At 56.8% G+C, this 14409-nt stretch carries 12 protein-coding genes and 1 pseudogene; 4 read left to right on the top strand and 9 right to left on the bottom strand.

Features of this window, described 5'->3' with window-relative positions; all coding sequences use genetic code 11:
* Positions 1-149: 149 nt before the first annotated feature.
* Together CDA56_RS16975 and CDA56_RS16970 are read right to left on the bottom strand one after the other, a co-directional pair.
* Positions 150-845 carry an MgtC family protein gene (locus tag CDA56_RS16975; RefSeq protein WP_064374954.1) on the bottom strand — a complete coding sequence of 232 codons (696 nt, stop codon included), beginning with the start codon at positions 843-845 and terminating at the stop codon, positions 150-152.
* A gap of 412 nt (positions 846-1257) precedes the next feature.
* Positions 1258-1770 (bottom strand): anti-virulence regulator CigR family protein, encoded by a 513-nt coding sequence (locus CDA56_RS16970; protein WP_048263050.1) that lies wholly within the window; start codon positions 1768-1770, stop codon positions 1258-1260.
* 287 nt (positions 1771-2057) lie between these two features.
* Between CDA56_RS16970 and CDA56_RS16965 the strand changes: the two genes are divergently transcribed.
* On the top strand, positions 2058-3467 hold the full coding sequence (locus tag CDA56_RS16965) for an MFS transporter (protein WP_025108275.1): 1410 nt from the start codon (positions 2058-2060) through the stop codon (positions 3465-3467).
* A 17-nt stretch (positions 3468-3484) separates the two neighbouring features.
* On the opposite strand, the gene CDA56_RS16960 is transcribed toward CDA56_RS16965, so the two are convergent.
* Complete coding sequence (locus CDA56_RS16960; RefSeq protein WP_102802867.1) at positions 3485-4648, bottom strand: MFS transporter; 1164 nt, start codon at positions 4646-4648, stop codon at positions 3485-3487.
* A gap of 104 nt (positions 4649-4752) precedes the next feature.
* Here CDA56_RS16960 and CDA56_RS16955 point away from each other — a divergent pair.
* Positions 4753-5652: pseudogene (locus tag CDA56_RS16955) on the top strand (LysR family transcriptional regulator).
* Here CDA56_RS16955 and CDA56_RS16950 read toward each other — a convergent pair.
* Positions 5649-6554, bottom strand: coding sequence for a LysR family transcriptional regulator (locus tag CDA56_RS16950; RefSeq protein ID WP_014229305.1), 906 nt, complete (start codon positions 6552-6554; stop codon positions 5649-5651). The pseudogene CDA56_RS16955 and the gene CDA56_RS16950 overlap by 4 nt on opposite strands.
* Positions 6555-6710: 156 nt before the next feature.
* On the opposite strand from CDA56_RS16950, the gene CDA56_RS16945 reads away from it, so the two are divergent.
* Positions 6711-7511, top strand: coding sequence for an AraC family transcriptional regulator (locus CDA56_RS16945; protein WP_103814502.1), 801 nt, complete (start codon positions 6711-6713; stop codon positions 7509-7511).
* 85 nt (positions 7512-7596) lie between these two features.
* Positions 7597-8214, top strand: coding sequence for a LysE family translocator (locus CDA56_RS16940; RefSeq protein ID WP_014229303.1), 618 nt, complete (start codon positions 7597-7599; stop codon positions 8212-8214).
* Positions 8215-8258: 44 nt separating this feature from the next.
* Here CDA56_RS16940 and CDA56_RS16935 read toward each other — a convergent pair whose 3' ends face one another.
* From CDA56_RS16935 to CDA56_RS16915, 5 genes are all read right to left on the bottom strand, one after another.
* Positions 8259-10559: an FdhF/YdeP family oxidoreductase gene (locus CDA56_RS16935; protein ID WP_102802865.1), complete on the bottom strand. Its 2301-nt coding sequence runs from the start codon at positions 10557-10559 to the stop codon at positions 8259-8261.
* 192 nt (positions 10560-10751) lie between these two features.
* Positions 10752-11669: a bestrophin family protein gene (locus CDA56_RS16930; protein ID WP_014229301.1), complete on the bottom strand. Its 918-nt coding sequence runs from the start codon at positions 11667-11669 to the stop codon at positions 10752-10754.
* A gap of 203 nt (positions 11670-11872) precedes the next feature.
* Entirely contained in the window at positions 11873-12781 is a 909-nt protein-coding gene (locus CDA56_RS16925; RefSeq protein WP_038424484.1) for a cation diffusion facilitator family transporter, read from the bottom strand.
* 198 nt (positions 12782-12979) lie between these two features.
* Positions 12980-13849, bottom strand: coding sequence for an oxygenase MpaB family protein (locus tag CDA56_RS16920; protein WP_025108268.1), 870 nt, complete (start codon positions 13847-13849; stop codon positions 12980-12982).
* Between the two features lie 114 nt (positions 13850-13963).
* Positions 13964-14395: an OsmC family protein gene (locus CDA56_RS16915; RefSeq protein WP_004138064.1), complete on the bottom strand. Its 432-nt coding sequence runs from the start codon at positions 14393-14395 to the stop codon at positions 13964-13966.
* Positions 14396-14409: the final 14 nt, after the last annotated feature.

The raw sequence follows: 14409 nt of genomic DNA, 5'->3' as shown, positions 1-14409 counted from the left end.
TCCTCAAATTTAAGACGTCGTTATCCCTGCATAATTGACTTATGCATAATTCATTTTTACGTTATTAAACGCTTATTACTTTAATTGCCTGGGAATATCCATCATTCCCTCCTTAGATAAATCATTGCCAGAGTAGAATATCAGGGAGGCTAACTCCCCTCGACGCACCAGCGCACTGACGTAATGTTTTCGTCACCGCCAATTCTTGACATAATAAGATCTCGCGCTTTGCGGGAGTCGGTATTACCAACCAGTTCGATGCGGATTTCTTTATGTCCTTGTTCTTTTGCTGCTATCGACACCAGCCCCTGCAAGCTGAGCGTCATATCTTTACTGATATTAAGCAATAGCTGACGAATCGCGTTTTCATGTTCGCTATGACAGATAATATTCAGGACGTAGCATTTTTCTTCTTCTGTCGCGCCGGGGATCTGATTAATTCTCTGCGCCGCTTCGCGCAGTAGAATATTGGCGCACAGGATGATCAGCGTTGCCGCCGCCGCTTGCCAGAACTGGCCTAAGCCACACAGTACGCCAATCGCCGCAGAGCACCACAGGGTTGCCGCGGTATTCAGGCCGCGCACGTTCATGCCTTCCCGCATGATGACCCCGGCGCCGAGAAAACCAATTCCGGAAACCACCTGCGCGGCAATACGTCCCGGACTATCCGGCGATGTGGAGATAGAGCTCAGAATAAAAACCGCCGCGCCGGTGGCGACCAGCGCATTGGTGCGCAGGCCAGCCATCCGCTGACGCCACTGTCTTTCGGCGCCAATCAGCGCGCCCAACAGCATCGCGGCGAGTAAATTTGCGATATAAGGAAACATCAACATAGCTTCCTCCATTTTTGCTGGAAGAATTAACTACGTGCTTTATTAAGCACACGACAAATTGTCGCCAGAGAGGCGATTAACGTCGCGTTGACGGTGGAGGAAATAATGTATTTTTAAACATGAACATGACGATTATCCTCGCAGCCATGCTGCGTTATTTTTTATGGGATGCAATCGTCTGGATGAGGAGATTGCTGCCCGCCGGTTGGCAAGCAGCGCAGAAAAAATAGCGTCAGCTTGCCTTGATGTTTAAGTAAGGGTGACTGTCCAACATATTTCTCCTGTGTGAATTTGTGCTCATTATAGTCATTCAATTATTTGAGTAAAGTTAAAATCTCGCTTTAGTGACGATTTGTTTAGAATGACCTTAATGCGCTAAGCCTGCCCGTCAGGATTAACCCCGGCGCGAACCGGGGTTAATTCACTAGTCAAAGACGCCATTAATTATCGACGTCACGATCGCCGTACTCAGCGCGATCAGCACTAAATCCTGGCCCACCACGCGCCATTCATAGCCAGGATAGTAAGGCAGTTCGTTGAGCATCGATGCCGGAACCGCTTTTTTTGCAATCCCCGGAGGTAAGGGTTTACCGCGAGCCAGATTTTTGGCGATTCCCGGCGGCAGCGACTGATAGCCGGTTAAACCGTAGTTTACCGCCAGCGAACGCGCTCTGGAGAAGCTGATATCAGCGGAGACATGATCGGGTTTGCCGTAGTTTTTTCTCTGCCCCGGATTTCCTTCTTTATGACCCTGGTTGCCCTTATCAACGTTGTTTTTACCGCTATTGCCGTTGTTACCGTTATTGCCATGGTTACCGCTATTACCATGATTACCGCCGCCGTTGCCATTACCCGGGTTGGCGAAAACCGGCGTGGCCATCATTGACAGCGAAAGCGCCGCGGCCAGCGCTGCCTGTAGGACTTTCTTACTGGACATGATTTTTTCCTGAGTGGGAGTACTCGCTTTGAATGTAGGTGAATAACCTGAGCGCAACAATCTCTCGTTATCTTAAATTTATTTCAGGTCAAACTTGGCGGCCCGATGGTGAATTCCTTCACTCTGCGGCCGGGCCACAGGCGAAAACCAGCACACAACGCCAGCCAAACCACATTGGCATTATTTTATTCTGCAAATCTCTCTCCCCCGATGCGATTAAAAATTTAAAACCATTAACAATCAAATAACATTAGCAGGCAAACATTTTATCTGAGGAAAATAATAATATGTCTACCACCCAGGTTCTGGGCGACGCCGCGTTCGCCTCCCCAGGACATCCCCACTCCAGCCTGACCGCTCGCATCGATGCGCTCCCCGCCTCCGTTGGCCTGTGGTCTTTTATCACCCTCCTGGCGCTGGGCGGCTTCTTCGAGCTGTACGATCTTTTTCAGACCGGCTATATCAGCACCGGGCTGCTGGCAGAGGATATTTTCCATACCGGCGAGCAGGGTATCTTCGGTATCTCCGACCAGGCCGCCTTCGCGTCGTCCACCTTTATGGGGCTGTTTATTGGCGCCAGCCTGCTTGCGCCGCTGGCGGATAAGCTGGGCCGCCGCCTGACGTTTATGTTTGCCCTCGCCTGGTACGGCGTATTTTCGCTGATGATGGCCCTGCAAAGCAGCGCTGAAGGGGTTATCTTCTGCCGCTTTCTGGTCGGCGTCGGTCTCGGCATTGAGCTGGTGACCATCGACACCTATTTAAGCGAATGGGTGCCGACGCATCTGCGCAATAAAGCCTTCGCTTTCGCCTTCTTTATTCAGTTTTTATCGGTTCCCGCCGTGGCGCTGATGTCGTGGCTGCTGGTGCCGATTACCCTTTTCGGCCTGACCGGCTGGCGCTGGGTGATCATCTTCGGCGCGCTCTGTTCGCTGATTATCTGGGTTATCCGCAAGAAGCTGCCGGAGTCGGCGCGCTGGCTGGATGAAAAAGGCCGCCACGAGGAAGCCCATAAGGTGATGTGCGAAATGGAACAGCGCTGCGGCGTTTCTCCCTCGCCACGCCACCAGGTTGAGAGGCAGGATAACCCGCGCAGGCTGGGAAGCTTTAAAGCGATCTGGGCGCCGCAGTACCGCAAACGTACGATCATGCTGATGGTAATGAACTTCTTCCAGGCCATCGGCTTCTTTGGCTTCGGCAACTGGCTACCGGCCCTGCTTTCCGGCCAGGGGGCGAGCATCACCCACAGCCTGCTGTATGCGTTCTTTATTACCCTCGCCTATCCGATTGGCTGTCTGTTCTGCACCCGCTTCGTTCATCGTTTTGAAAACAAATGGCAAATTGTGCTTTCCGCGCTGATGACGGTGGTGTTTGGCACCCTGTTTGCCCTGCAGAACAGCCCGGTGCTGCTGGTGATCTGTGGGTTTATGATCACCTGGTCAAACGCCTGGCTGACCATTAGCTATCACGCCTACCAGGCCGAAGTTTTCCCGACCCACATTCGCGCGCGGGCGGTCGGCTTCTGCTACTCCTTTAGCCGGCTGTCGACGGCGATCACCAGCATTTTGATCGGCATTATTTTGCAATACGCCGGTACCCCAGGCGTGATTAGCTTTATCGTCGCCAGCATGCTGATGGTGATGCTGTCGGTGGGCATCTTTGGTCCGAAAACTCGCGGGATCAGCCTGGAGAATATTTGATGGTAGCCGCCGCCGGGTTAGCCGGCGGCGCGCGTGGCTAATCTTTTCTCCTGAACCCGCAGCAGCCACGGCAGCGGCAATGCGCTCAGGGCGCAGAGCAGCAATATCCCCTGCATCGCCCGCTCGCCGTTGCCGTCAACCGAGAGCACCCACGACGAAAGCAGAAAGGCCGCTGCCGTACTTAATGACATCAGGGTATTCTGTAAAAGCGTAAACCCGGACCTGGCGCTATCCGCTGGAAAACGCATTGCCACAGCCGATGAGGCCACCAGACGACAGTAGGCGGCGGCCAGAAACAGCACCATAAACAGTGCGCCGCCGCGGTTGCAGGTAAAAGCGATGCTCAGGCTCAGTATAAACAGCAGACTGGCCAGCAGGCTGATGCGGTAGCCGCTGTAATGCTGGCATAGCTTGCCGGTGAGTTTAGTTGCGCATAGTCCGGCCACGCCTCCGCCGAAAAAGAGCCACGGCAATTCATCGCCGCTGGCCCCCATTTTCACCGTCAGTAACGGTACCAGCAGCGGAATGATTAACATCGGACTGAACTGCGCGAGCGCGTTGCCGGAGGCGTAAAACAGCACCGATGACGACCAGCGCAAACCCGCCTGACGGCTCGCCTCGATGGGTTGCTCCGGCAGCGCCAGTTGTATCAGCGGTAACGCGATTAAGCAGAGTCCGCCGATCGTCGCGGGGGCTATCTGCCAGCCGATTTTTGCACTGAGAAATAGCATCGTCGGCATACCGACAATACTGACCAGCGAGAATGCGGCAATCGTGGAGGCCAATGCCCGCGGGCGCAGATGCGGCGGCATAATGTTGACTAACAGGCTGCTGCCCACGCCCATTGTGGTCCCGCCAACCAGACCGGCAAGAAAACGCCAGAACAACAATCCGTCAAAACGGGTGGTGGTCAGCGTCATCATCGTTAATCCCCCCAACAGGGCCATATTGCAGAGCAAAAAGCGCCGCGGTTTAACGTTACCGACCCATCGCCAGACGCTTACCCCAGCAATGACGGAAGCCAGCGTATAAACGCCGGTGACGTAACCCGCCTGGCTTACCGGCACCTGAAACGTCGGCGCCATCCAGGTAAATAAGGGATTAAAAATCATATATTCAAGGGCGTTGATGAATTGAACAAAGGCCACGATCAACGTTATTCGTACCAGATATCCGGGCATGTAAGACTCCTGACTATGTAATGCGGAGAGTCTAGCGTCTGGCAAAACCGGGCATAAGACGGTAAAAATGACGTTGTTAATTATCAAAATCGGGATAATCGAGAGTGAAAAAATTGGATCTCAACGCCCTGCGGGTCTTCGTCACCGTGGCGGAAAATGGCTCCTTTCGCGCCGGAGCAAAAGCGCTGCAGATGCCCTCATCGAACGTGAGCCGACAGATTTCGCAGCTTGAGGAGAGCCTTCAGCTGCGCCTGATACAGCGCAGTACCCGGCACATGAAGCTGACCCCTGCCGGTCAGACGCTGCTCGCCAGTATGCGCCCGGTGCTGGAGCAACTTGCCGCTACGGAAGCTGAACTGACGCAGCAGCAGGCCGAACCCGAAGGGCCGCTACGCCTGTGTCTTCCGAACGAAATTGGCCCCTAGCTGTTTGCGCCGCTGATGGCGCAATTTGCCATGCGCTACCCAAAAATAATCGTCAGCTGTACCACGAATCTGGCGGGAATGGAGGTGTTAAAAGAGGATGTGGATATTGCGGTGATTATCACCCGCGGCAAAATGGAAGACGCCAGCGTCATTGCGCGCCCGCTCTTTTCGTTTCCCTGCTGCGTGGTTGCTTCTCCGCAGCTGATTGCCAGAACGGGTATGCCGACACACAGCGAGCAATTAACCGCGCAGCCCTGCATTACCACCGTCAGCGCCCTCGCGGGGCAAGCCTGGCAATTTGCCGCGGCGGACGGTAGCTTTAAAAAGGTTAACGTCAACGTGCACTATCGCGTCAACAGCGGCGAAATGGCGCTGCATGCCGCGCTTGCCGGCGTTGGCTTCGCTATTCTGGGGGAGAAACCCTGCCGCCCGTTTATCGATCGCGGTGAACTCCAGGAAGTCACGCTGGAGCTGCCGCCGGCGCCGTTACAGCTCTCCGCCCTCTATCGGGAGCGCCACTTTATGCCCGCCAGAACGCGCGTCTGGCTTGAATTTATCCAGTCGCAGATGGCCAGCTAAGCGCCGTCAGCCGACTGGCGTTCGCTAAAAATCACCTGCGCATCGGCGAAGCATTTTTCCGCCAGCGACGACACCGGCTCTTTGTTGCGCATGATCAGCGCCAGCATCGAGTCGACCTCCGTCTCGGGGATCGGCCTGATTTCCAGATTATCGCTTAGCGCTTCGAGGCCGTTGTTCAGCGGCATAATCGCGCAGCAGATCCCGGCCTGCACCGCCTGGATGATCTGAAACGTGGAGTCGCTTTCAAAAACGTATTTTGGCGCCAGCCCCTTGGCCTTAAAGCTCATCTCAATCGATTCACGGTAGTACATGCCCTTGGTCAGAAAGCCCAGCGGCAGCGCGGCCAGGGTATCCCACTCAGGCGTCGCGTCGGCAAACTGATAATGACGCCTATCGTGCAGCAGCCCCATGCGGGTATTCGGCAGCCAGACCACGTTGAACAGTTGGCTATCGACGTGGTGCAGATAGCAGATCCCCAGATCCAGCTGGTTGCGGCTAACGCCGTCGATAATCTGTTCCGAGGTCATGGACAGCAGACTGAACTGCAGCTCCGGGTATTTATCCGCCAGCGGCTTAATCAGCTGCATCGGATTCAGGCTGGCTAAAGGCACCATCCCGACTCTTAGCTGGCCGACCATCTGCCCGCGACAGATAGCCGCCTCCGCCTCCAGCCCGTCGTGCGCCGCCAGCAGCGCTCGCGCCCAGGCCAGAATACGCTCGCCCTCTGGGGTAAACCCTTCAAACCGCTGCCCGCGCTGAATCAGCGTCAGATTAAGTTCTTCTTCAAGATTGCGGATACGCATCGATAGCGTGGGCTGGGTGATATGGCAGGCCGCCGCGGCCTGGCCGAAATGTCGTGTTCTGTCGAGCGCAATCAGGTACTTAAGCTGTTTAATATCCATTATCATCCACTGTTTGCGCAATCTGCTGGCAGCGCAGCAGGCAAAATGTTAGCTAAATGTTATGTTCTGCGTTGATGAAATTCAAGCACCGGTCGATCGTTGCTCGTCCCGCGTGCCTGAGGCTACACTCATGCTATGCCCCGGCAGGAGAAACCGTTGAAAACTTGCCTTCATAACGTTCAGCAGCACCGGCTCGCCATGCCGGGACTGGAAGCCATGTCGTTAGTCACGGAACAGAGTTTTCCGCGCCATTCCCACGACCAGTTCGGCATCGGGATTTTCACTCAGGGCGCGCAGCGTTCGTGGAGCCATCTGGGCAAAATTGAGGCCGCCGCCGGAAATATCATTATGGTTAATCCGGGGGAGATGCACGACGGTATCCCGCTGAATGGCCCGCGCAGCTGGCAGATGATCTATCTCGATCCCGAGCGGGTTGCCGCTGAATTTCAGGGGGCGATAAAGGCCGAAGATATTCTCCTGCGCCCGGTGGTCGAGGACCCGCAGCTGCGCGGACTGATGCTGCGGCTGTTTAGCGAGATTGTCGCCAGCGCCCCCGAGAATACCGCCGTAGAAGAGGCGCTACTGCTCTGCCTGATGCGGGTGAGCCGATACCATCTCTGCGCACGGCGGCCTGATAAAAGCGGTACCCCCTCCATCGCGCTGGCCAGGCAATATCTCGATGATGCCCCCGAAGAGAAAATCTCTCTCGAGGAGCTTGCTACCCTCTGCGGTCTCAGCCGCTTTCAGCTGATCCGCGGCTTCGCTCGCGAAACCGGCATCACGCCGCACGCTTATCTGGTACAGGCCCGCCTGCGCCTGGCGCGCCGCCTGCTCGCCGAAGGTCACTCCCCCGCCGATACCGCCTTCATGGCCGGCTTTGCCGATCAAAGCCATCTGACCCGCGCGTTTCAAAGGCAGTTCGCCATGACCCCAGGCAGCTATCAGGCGAGCCGCTAGCCGACGCTGTGCAATTTTGTTCAATACCGGCGCGCGGCTTTGCGAAATACTCAGGGCCTCGATTCTCTGCAACAGGAATGACATCATGGCGTTCATCACCCCTGAGTTTCTTTTGACTTCGCTGATTGTGGTCATCGCCCCCGGCACCGGGACGCTTTACACCATTGCCACCGGCCTGGCGGCGGGCAGAGGCATGAGTTTTGCCGCGGCCTTCGGCTGCACGCTGGGCATTATTCCGCATATGCTGGCAGCGATAACCGGGCTGGCGGCTATCCTCCACAGTACCCCCGGCGCCTTCGAGCTGGTGAAGTACGCCGGCGTCGCCTGGCTGCTGTACCTCGCATGGGCCACCCTGACCCAGCGCGGCAGCCTGAACGTGGAGGGCGTCGAGCAACGCAACCCGCGCCAGGTCATCAGCCACGCGATTCTGATTAATTTGCTTAACCCCAAGCTGCCGCTCTTCTTTCTCGCCTTTCTGCCGCAGTTTATCCAGCGCGGCTCGGCTTCGCCGATCGGGGAAATGCTGATCCTGAGCGCCGTTTTTATGCTGATGACGCTGCTGGTTTTTATGCTCTATGGCGCCTTTTCGGCGGCGATGCGCGGATACGTGCTGTCGCGTCCGCGGGTGTTACAGGGGCTGAGAGCCTGCTTTGCCGCCGGTTTTGTCGGGCTGGGGATTAAGCTGATTCTGGCGCAGAGGTAGCGATTTTGCCCACGACGCGACGATCGCCGCGGGCAAACGGCGCTTTAGCGAAGCCCCGCCAGCGCGCGGATCTCTTTCGAGCGCAGCGTTAAACGGACGGGCGCCGATTTATACGACGGCGTGCCGCTCTCTTTATCGAGATAATCCAGAGGGACCAGCACGTTGGCTTCGGGGTAATAGGCGGCAACGGTGCCCGGCGCGATGCTGTAGGCGACCAGCGTGATATCTTCCAACCGCTGATGGTGGCCCGGCAGCGCGGAGCTGATATCCACCCGATCGCCGTGTTCGAATCCCTGCTCAGCCATATCCTGCTCGTTCATAAACAACACGTCGCGACGGCCAAACACGCCGCGGTAGCGGTCGTCCATGGCGTAAATGGTGGTGTTGTACTGATCGTGGCTGCGCAGCGTCACCAGGCGCATCACGTCATGCCCTGCTACCTGCTGGTTTTCGTGCACCCCGTGAAAAACGGAAAACATCGCTTTGCCGGTCGGCGTCGGCCAGATACGCTCCGTCGGCGGCAGCGGCATGCGAAAACCGCCGGGATGGCGAATACGCTGGTTGTACTGGTCAAAGCCGGGAATGGTCTGCTCGATCAGATCGCGAATGCGATCGTAGTCGGCGACCAGCGACAGCCAGTCAACGTTGCTTTCCGGCAGCGTCGCCATGGCCATCCCCGCGACAATCGCCGGCTCCGATCGCAGCTCTGGCGAACCGGGTTTCAGCTTGCCCGACGACGCATGCACCATCGACATCGAATCTTCCACGGTGATCGACTGGCGTCCCGTCTCCTGAATATCGAGTTCGGTTCGGCCAAGGCACGGCAGGATAAAGGTCTCATTGGCCACCAGAAGATGCGAGCGATTCAGCTTGGTGCCAATATGCACGCTCAGATCCAGCCCCCGCATCGCCGGAAAAGCCCGTTCGCTATCCGGCATAGCCACCGCGAAGTTCCCGCCAAGGCAGAGCAGCGCTTTCGATTCGCCGTCGATCATCGCCTGTAGCGCTTTTACCGCATCGTGACCATGCTCCTGCGGCGGCGTAAAACCAAACACCCGCTGCAGGTTGGCGAGAAACGGGGGGCTCGGCTTTTCCGTTATGCCGACGGTACGGTTGCCCTGTACGTTGGAGTGTCCGCGCAGCGGGCAGATCCCGGCCCCCGGCTTGCCGATATTCCCGCGCATCAGCAGCAGGTCGGCTATCAGGCGTACATTAGAGGTGCCCTTATTGTGCTGGGTGATGCCCATACCGTAGGTGATAATCGTGGCGTTAGATTTAGCGTAAGCCGCCGCTACCCGTTCAAGATCGCCGCGCGTCAGGCCGGACTCGCGTTCAATATCCGGCCACGGCGTCGCGTCCACATCCTGCGCAAAGTCGGTAAAGCCCAGCGTATGCTCATCGATAAACGCCCGATCCAGCACCTCGCCCTGCTCTGCTTCCAGCCGGAGCAGCGCCTTCGCGATACCCTTAAGCGCCGCCGCGTCGCCGCCCGCTTTGACCTGGAAATAGGTCGACGCGATGTTGGTTGAGCCGTAGGTCGCCATCTCAATGACGTTCTGCGGATCGGCGAAACGCTCCAGCGCCCGCTCTTTTAGCGGGTTGAAGACGATAATCGGCACCCCCCGGCGCGCCAGTTCGTGCAGCGTGCCCATCATGCGCGGATGGTTGGTTCCGGGATTGTGGCCGATAGAGATAACCAGCTCGGTCTTATCAAAGTCATCGAGGGAGACCGTCCCTTTACCGATGCCGATGGACTGCGGCAGGCCGACGCTGGTCGACTCGTGGCACATATTGGAGCAGTCCGGAAAGTTGTTGGTGCCATATTCGCGGGCAAACAGCTGGAACAGGAAGGCCACTTCGTTAGAGGCGCGCCCGGAGGTATAAAACTCGACTTCATTGGGCTGCAGCGTACGAAGAATGGCGCCGATGTGGGTAAACGCCGCGTCCCATGAGACCGGACGCAGGGTATCGCTGGCCTTATCGTAGGCCAGGGGCTGGGTTAAGCGCCCGTAGCCTTCCAGCTCAAAATCGCTGCGCGCCAGCAGCGACGTCACGGTGTTAGCCGCGAGAAACTCAGCCGTGACCCGTTTACTGGTGGCTTCCCAGGTCACCGCTTTGGCGCCGTTTTCGCAGAACTGAAACGTCGATTTATGCTCTTTGTCGGGCCAGGCGCAGCCGGGACAATCAAAGCCATCCGGCTGATTGGTCCGCAGCAGCGTGGCGGGGGCATCGAGCGCATCCATTTGCGTACGAACGGCGATAGCGGTGGCTTTTAAGGCACCCCAGCCGCCCGCCGGACCATCATAGGGATGGACGCCGGGAACGACGCGTCTTCTGTTACTCATGTTCACTCCTGATGCGCTTTCGGCGGCGTATGGCAGGTGAAACGCCGCACGATCTCTTATCACCCGTTACCAGCCAGGATAACGGGCGTTTTTGTTAACGAAAGCATAACAATCAGGGCGGTGGCTGTATAATCAATGTTATCTATCACGCGTTAGATTTAACTTATTTAACGAATAATAAACATACAAAAATCAGGTCAGATTGTAGTGGCGGTCCGGCGCCAGTTTCTCCGGTAAGGGATGCTGGCCGGTCATATCCAGCAGGTTGCGCTCAATGGTGTTACACATCGCGTTCAGCGGCAAATCGTTGGCAGCGGTACCGAACGGGTCCTCCAGCTCTTCCGCCAGCGAATCCCACGACAGAAAGGTGTAGGAGATAAACACCGACACGAACGGCGTCATATAGTGAAGATCGCCGACCAGCGCAAACGGCAGCAGCGTACAGAACAGATACACGGTGCGCTGCAAAATGAGCGTGTAGGCAAAGGGCACCGGGGTGCTGGCGAGGCGCTCACAGCCGCCCAGGGCGTGCCCCAGCTCATCAAGCTTATTGTCCATCAGGCTGAAGGTGACATCGCCGATCTTCCCTTCTGCGCGCAGGCGCCCAAGCTCATCGCCTGCCAGCAGCAGAATGCGGTTGGTTGGCATCGAACTGGCGAGAATTTCCGCCACGCTTTGCGCCGGCAGCAGACGCGCTAAATCGGCGCTCGGATCCGTCTTGCGCAGCTGATGCTTCAGGCTCCAGCTAAACGCCACCAGGTAGCTCACCAGGCGTTGATGGGCTGCGCTTTCGGCCGGCAGGATATTCTTCAGCTGGCGCACCAGCGTTCTCTGGGCAATCAGCACCGTTCCCCACAAATTGCGCGCTTCAACAAAGCGGTTGTATCCGGCGCTATTGCGAAAGCCAAGAAAAATGGCAATGGCGATCCCCAGCAGGCTAAACGGCGCGACGGTAAGATGGATACCCAGCTGCTCGTACCATTGATAGCTGATGATCGCGATAATCGACATCATCAGGTTAAGCAGCAGGCGAAAGACGATTTTTGACAGCACGGAGCCGTGCCAGTCAAACAAGCGAAGGAACCAGTGTTGTTCTGGCCGGATAATCATTGTTTTACTTCCTGAAGTTTCGAACGAATAATAGATACTTTCTATTATCCGATTGCATTTTTATATTGTTTAAAAACACGACACGGCGGCAGCCGGCTATTTATCAGCGATGAAAGAATAGCCGCTGGATTATGGTCCTTTTTTATTTCACAGGCAATATTATCCGCAGGCTGACAAAGCCCTCAAGCGTTCAGGGGAATAACCTAAGCGATAATCGCGTCGCTATCCGCGCGGCAAGGGTCAATATGAATCATCATATGCAGCACGTTTTGGCTGTTTAGCACCCGCGCGCGGGCCAACAGCGCAATATCGTGCCCTTCCGCCACCGATAAATCTCCCGGCACCTCGATATGTACATCGACCAGGATCCCATCGCCGGCGCGTCGGGTTTTCAGGTCATGCAGCGCCACGACGCCGGGCGTTGCCAGAATAGTGGTGATTATCTGCTGCTCGCTGTCGCTATCCACTGACCGATCCATCAAGTCATGGAGGGCGTCATACGAAAAGGTATAGCCCATGCGGGTGACCAGCGCGCCGACGGCCAGCGCGGCCACCGGATCGAGCCAGGCGAAGCCGGCCAGGTTACCGATGATGCCGACCGCGACCACCACCGACGACGCGGCATCCGAGCGGGCGTGCCAGGCGTTGGCAATCAGCATGGACGACTGAATTTGTTTAGCCGCCCTGAGCATATAGCGGAATAACATCTCTTTGGCGGTCAGCGCGGCGAGCGCCACCCACAGAGCGGTAATATGCACGCTCGGGATAGACGCCGGATGCAGCAGTTTGCCGCAGGCGGACCACAGCATACCCGCGCCAACCAGTAACAGCAGCGCGCCAATCACCAGTGAAGCGCCGTTTTCATAGCGCCGGTGTCCGTAGTGATGATCGCTATCCGAGGGTTTGCCGCTTTTTTTATTGGCCAACAGCACGACGAAATCAGCGACTAAATCGGAAAGAGAATGAATACCATCGGCAATTAATCCCTGCGAACCGGAAAAAACGCCCGCCAGAACCTGGGCGCTGGATAAAAAAAGATTGACCACCACGCTGACCAGCGTCGTTTTACGCGCAACCTGGGCGCGCTGACCATCGTCAGTCATTTTCGCCATGATGACTCCCCCGTAAAAAAAGAAATAACGTACGCGATTTGGCTTAATTTTTCCTGAATAATCCGCCACCGTTAAGAGAATATTTACTTATTTTTATTGCTGTCAAATATATAAATGAGAATAGTTTGTTTTTAAAAAAATAGCCATGACAATAATAGCCATGGCTATATTTTTGGCGTAAAAACGCAGCCTGAATAATTAAAACTGATTCATCCGGCGCATTGCGCAATGATACGCGCCGTTACGCACCGACGCGCGCAGTACGCGGGCGACGCCGTGTACCGCAATTCGTGCGCTGTGCCGCTGCAGCGCGCTCATCGGCAAATTGAGCATCGCCTGCGCCCACGGCGGCAGAAGGTCAATCCCGGCGCGCATCATCATTCGCCCGACGGGCTGACTCAGGCGCCCCGGCAGGCGGGTCGATAGCAGGACGTCGGCAACTTCCTGCGTTCGCTCATCGCAGCGCAGCGTTGGGCGCATATCCTGCAGGTAGTCGGCAACCTGACGCGGCGTTACCGGGATATCCCGAGCGCCAAGGCGGCGGGCAATTTCGGCGGCCTCCTGATAATACTGCTCCTGGCGGGCGGCGCTGACCACGGTCCGCTTGTAGCGCAGGTGCGAGGCCATAAAGCTGCTGCATTCGGCGACATGAACCCAGGTGAGCAGCGCCGGGTCGCTGGCCTGATAGGGCGTGCCGTCTTTATCCTTGCCGCTCACCCGCAGGTGGATCCCCTGCACTTTTGCGATCAGCCGTTCGGCGTCGGCGGTGGTACCAAAGGTGGTGGCGGAAATAAACTGGCTGGTACGGCGCAGGCGGCCAAAGATATCTTCGCGGAAGTTTGAATGATCCCAGACGCCCGCCAGCGCCAGAGGATGCAGCATCTGTAACAGCAGCGCGCTGACGCCGCCGCAGAGCATGGAGGTAAAATCGCCATGAACCTGCCAGATGGCCGACTGCGGACCAAATAGCCCCGGTTCGCCTTTGGGGTGTTCAAAATCGATCTCTTTTAGCGCCATGCCGGTTAAGCCCAGAACCTGAGCTTCAATCATTCCGCGTATGCTGGTCATTACCCACCTGCTCTGTTCCGTGAGCGAGAAAGATAGCATTTATTAACGCCGGGGGCATTTGCCAACGATGGCTTTTAGGGCAGGAGCGCCCGCCGATAGCGGGCGCCAGTGAGCTTATGGATTGAGCTGGTAGTCGAGGCTTATCTCCGCGTTCAGCACCTGCGACACCGGGCAACCGGCTTTGGCTTTTTGAATGATGCCGTCAAACGCATCGGCCTCGATGCCTGGCAGCACAATTTTACTCTGCAGCGCGATTTGGGTGATGGCGAAGCCGCCGCCGGACTTATCCAGCGTCACCACCGCCACGGTATCAATGGAGGTGGCGGTGTAGCCCTCTTCACTCAGCATCAGCGAGAGCGCCATGGAGAAACAGGCGGCATGGGCGGCCCCGATAAGCTCTTCCGGGTTGGTGCCCTTGACGCCTTCGAAACGGGTGTTAAAACCATAAGGCTGCTGGTTCAGCGCGCCGCTCTCGGTCGAGACGGTTCCTTTTCCGCTTTTCAGATCCCCTTCCCAATGCGCCTGACCTTTCTTATGGATTGCCATAATATCGCTCCTTT

It is taken from the genome of Klebsiella michiganensis (assembly GCF_002925905.1).
GTDB classification, from domain to species: Bacteria; Pseudomonadota; Gammaproteobacteria; order Enterobacterales; family Enterobacteriaceae; genus Klebsiella; species Klebsiella michiganensis.
This window is presented reverse-complemented; position numbering and strand designations above follow the sequence as displayed.

Coding starts and splice junctions, on each gene's coding strand:
- CDA56_RS16975 (WP_064374954.1), bottom strand. CDS start 845: ATGGAGGAAGCTATGTTGATGTTTCCTTATATCGCAAATTTACTCGCC.
- CDA56_RS16970 (WP_048263050.1), bottom strand. CDS start 1,770: ATGTCCAGTAAGAAAGTCCTACAGGCAGCGCTGGCCGCGGCGCTTTCG.
- CDA56_RS16965 (WP_025108275.1), top strand. CDS start 2,058: ATGTCTACCACCCAGGTTCTGGGCGACGCCGCGTTCGCCTCCCCAGGA.
- CDA56_RS16960 (WP_102802867.1), bottom strand. CDS start 4,648: ATGCCCGGATATCTGGTACGAATAACGTTGATCGTGGCCTTTGTTCAA.
- CDA56_RS16950 (WP_014229305.1), bottom strand. CDS start 6,554: ATGGATATTAAACAGCTTAAGTACCTGATTGCGCTCGACAGAACACGA.
- CDA56_RS16940 (WP_014229303.1), top strand. CDS start 7,597: ATGGCGTTCATCACCCCTGAGTTTCTTTTGACTTCGCTGATTGTGGTC.
- CDA56_RS16935 (WP_102802865.1), bottom strand. CDS start 10,559: ATGAGTAACAGAAGACGCGTCGTTCCCGGCGTCCATCCCTATGATGGT.
- CDA56_RS16930 (WP_014229301.1), bottom strand. CDS start 11,669: ATGATTATCCGGCCAGAACAACACTGGTTCCTTCGCTTGTTTGACTGG.
- CDA56_RS16925 (WP_038424484.1), bottom strand. CDS start 12,781: ATGGCGAAAATGACTGACGATGGTCAGCGCGCCCAGGTTGCGCGTAAA.
- CDA56_RS16920 (WP_025108268.1), bottom strand. CDS start 13,849: ATGACCAGCATACGCGGAATGATTGAAGCTCAGGTTCTGGGCTTAACC.
- CDA56_RS16915 (WP_004138064.1), bottom strand. CDS start 14,395: ATGGCAATCCATAAGAAAGGTCAGGCGCATTGGGAAGGGGATCTGAAA.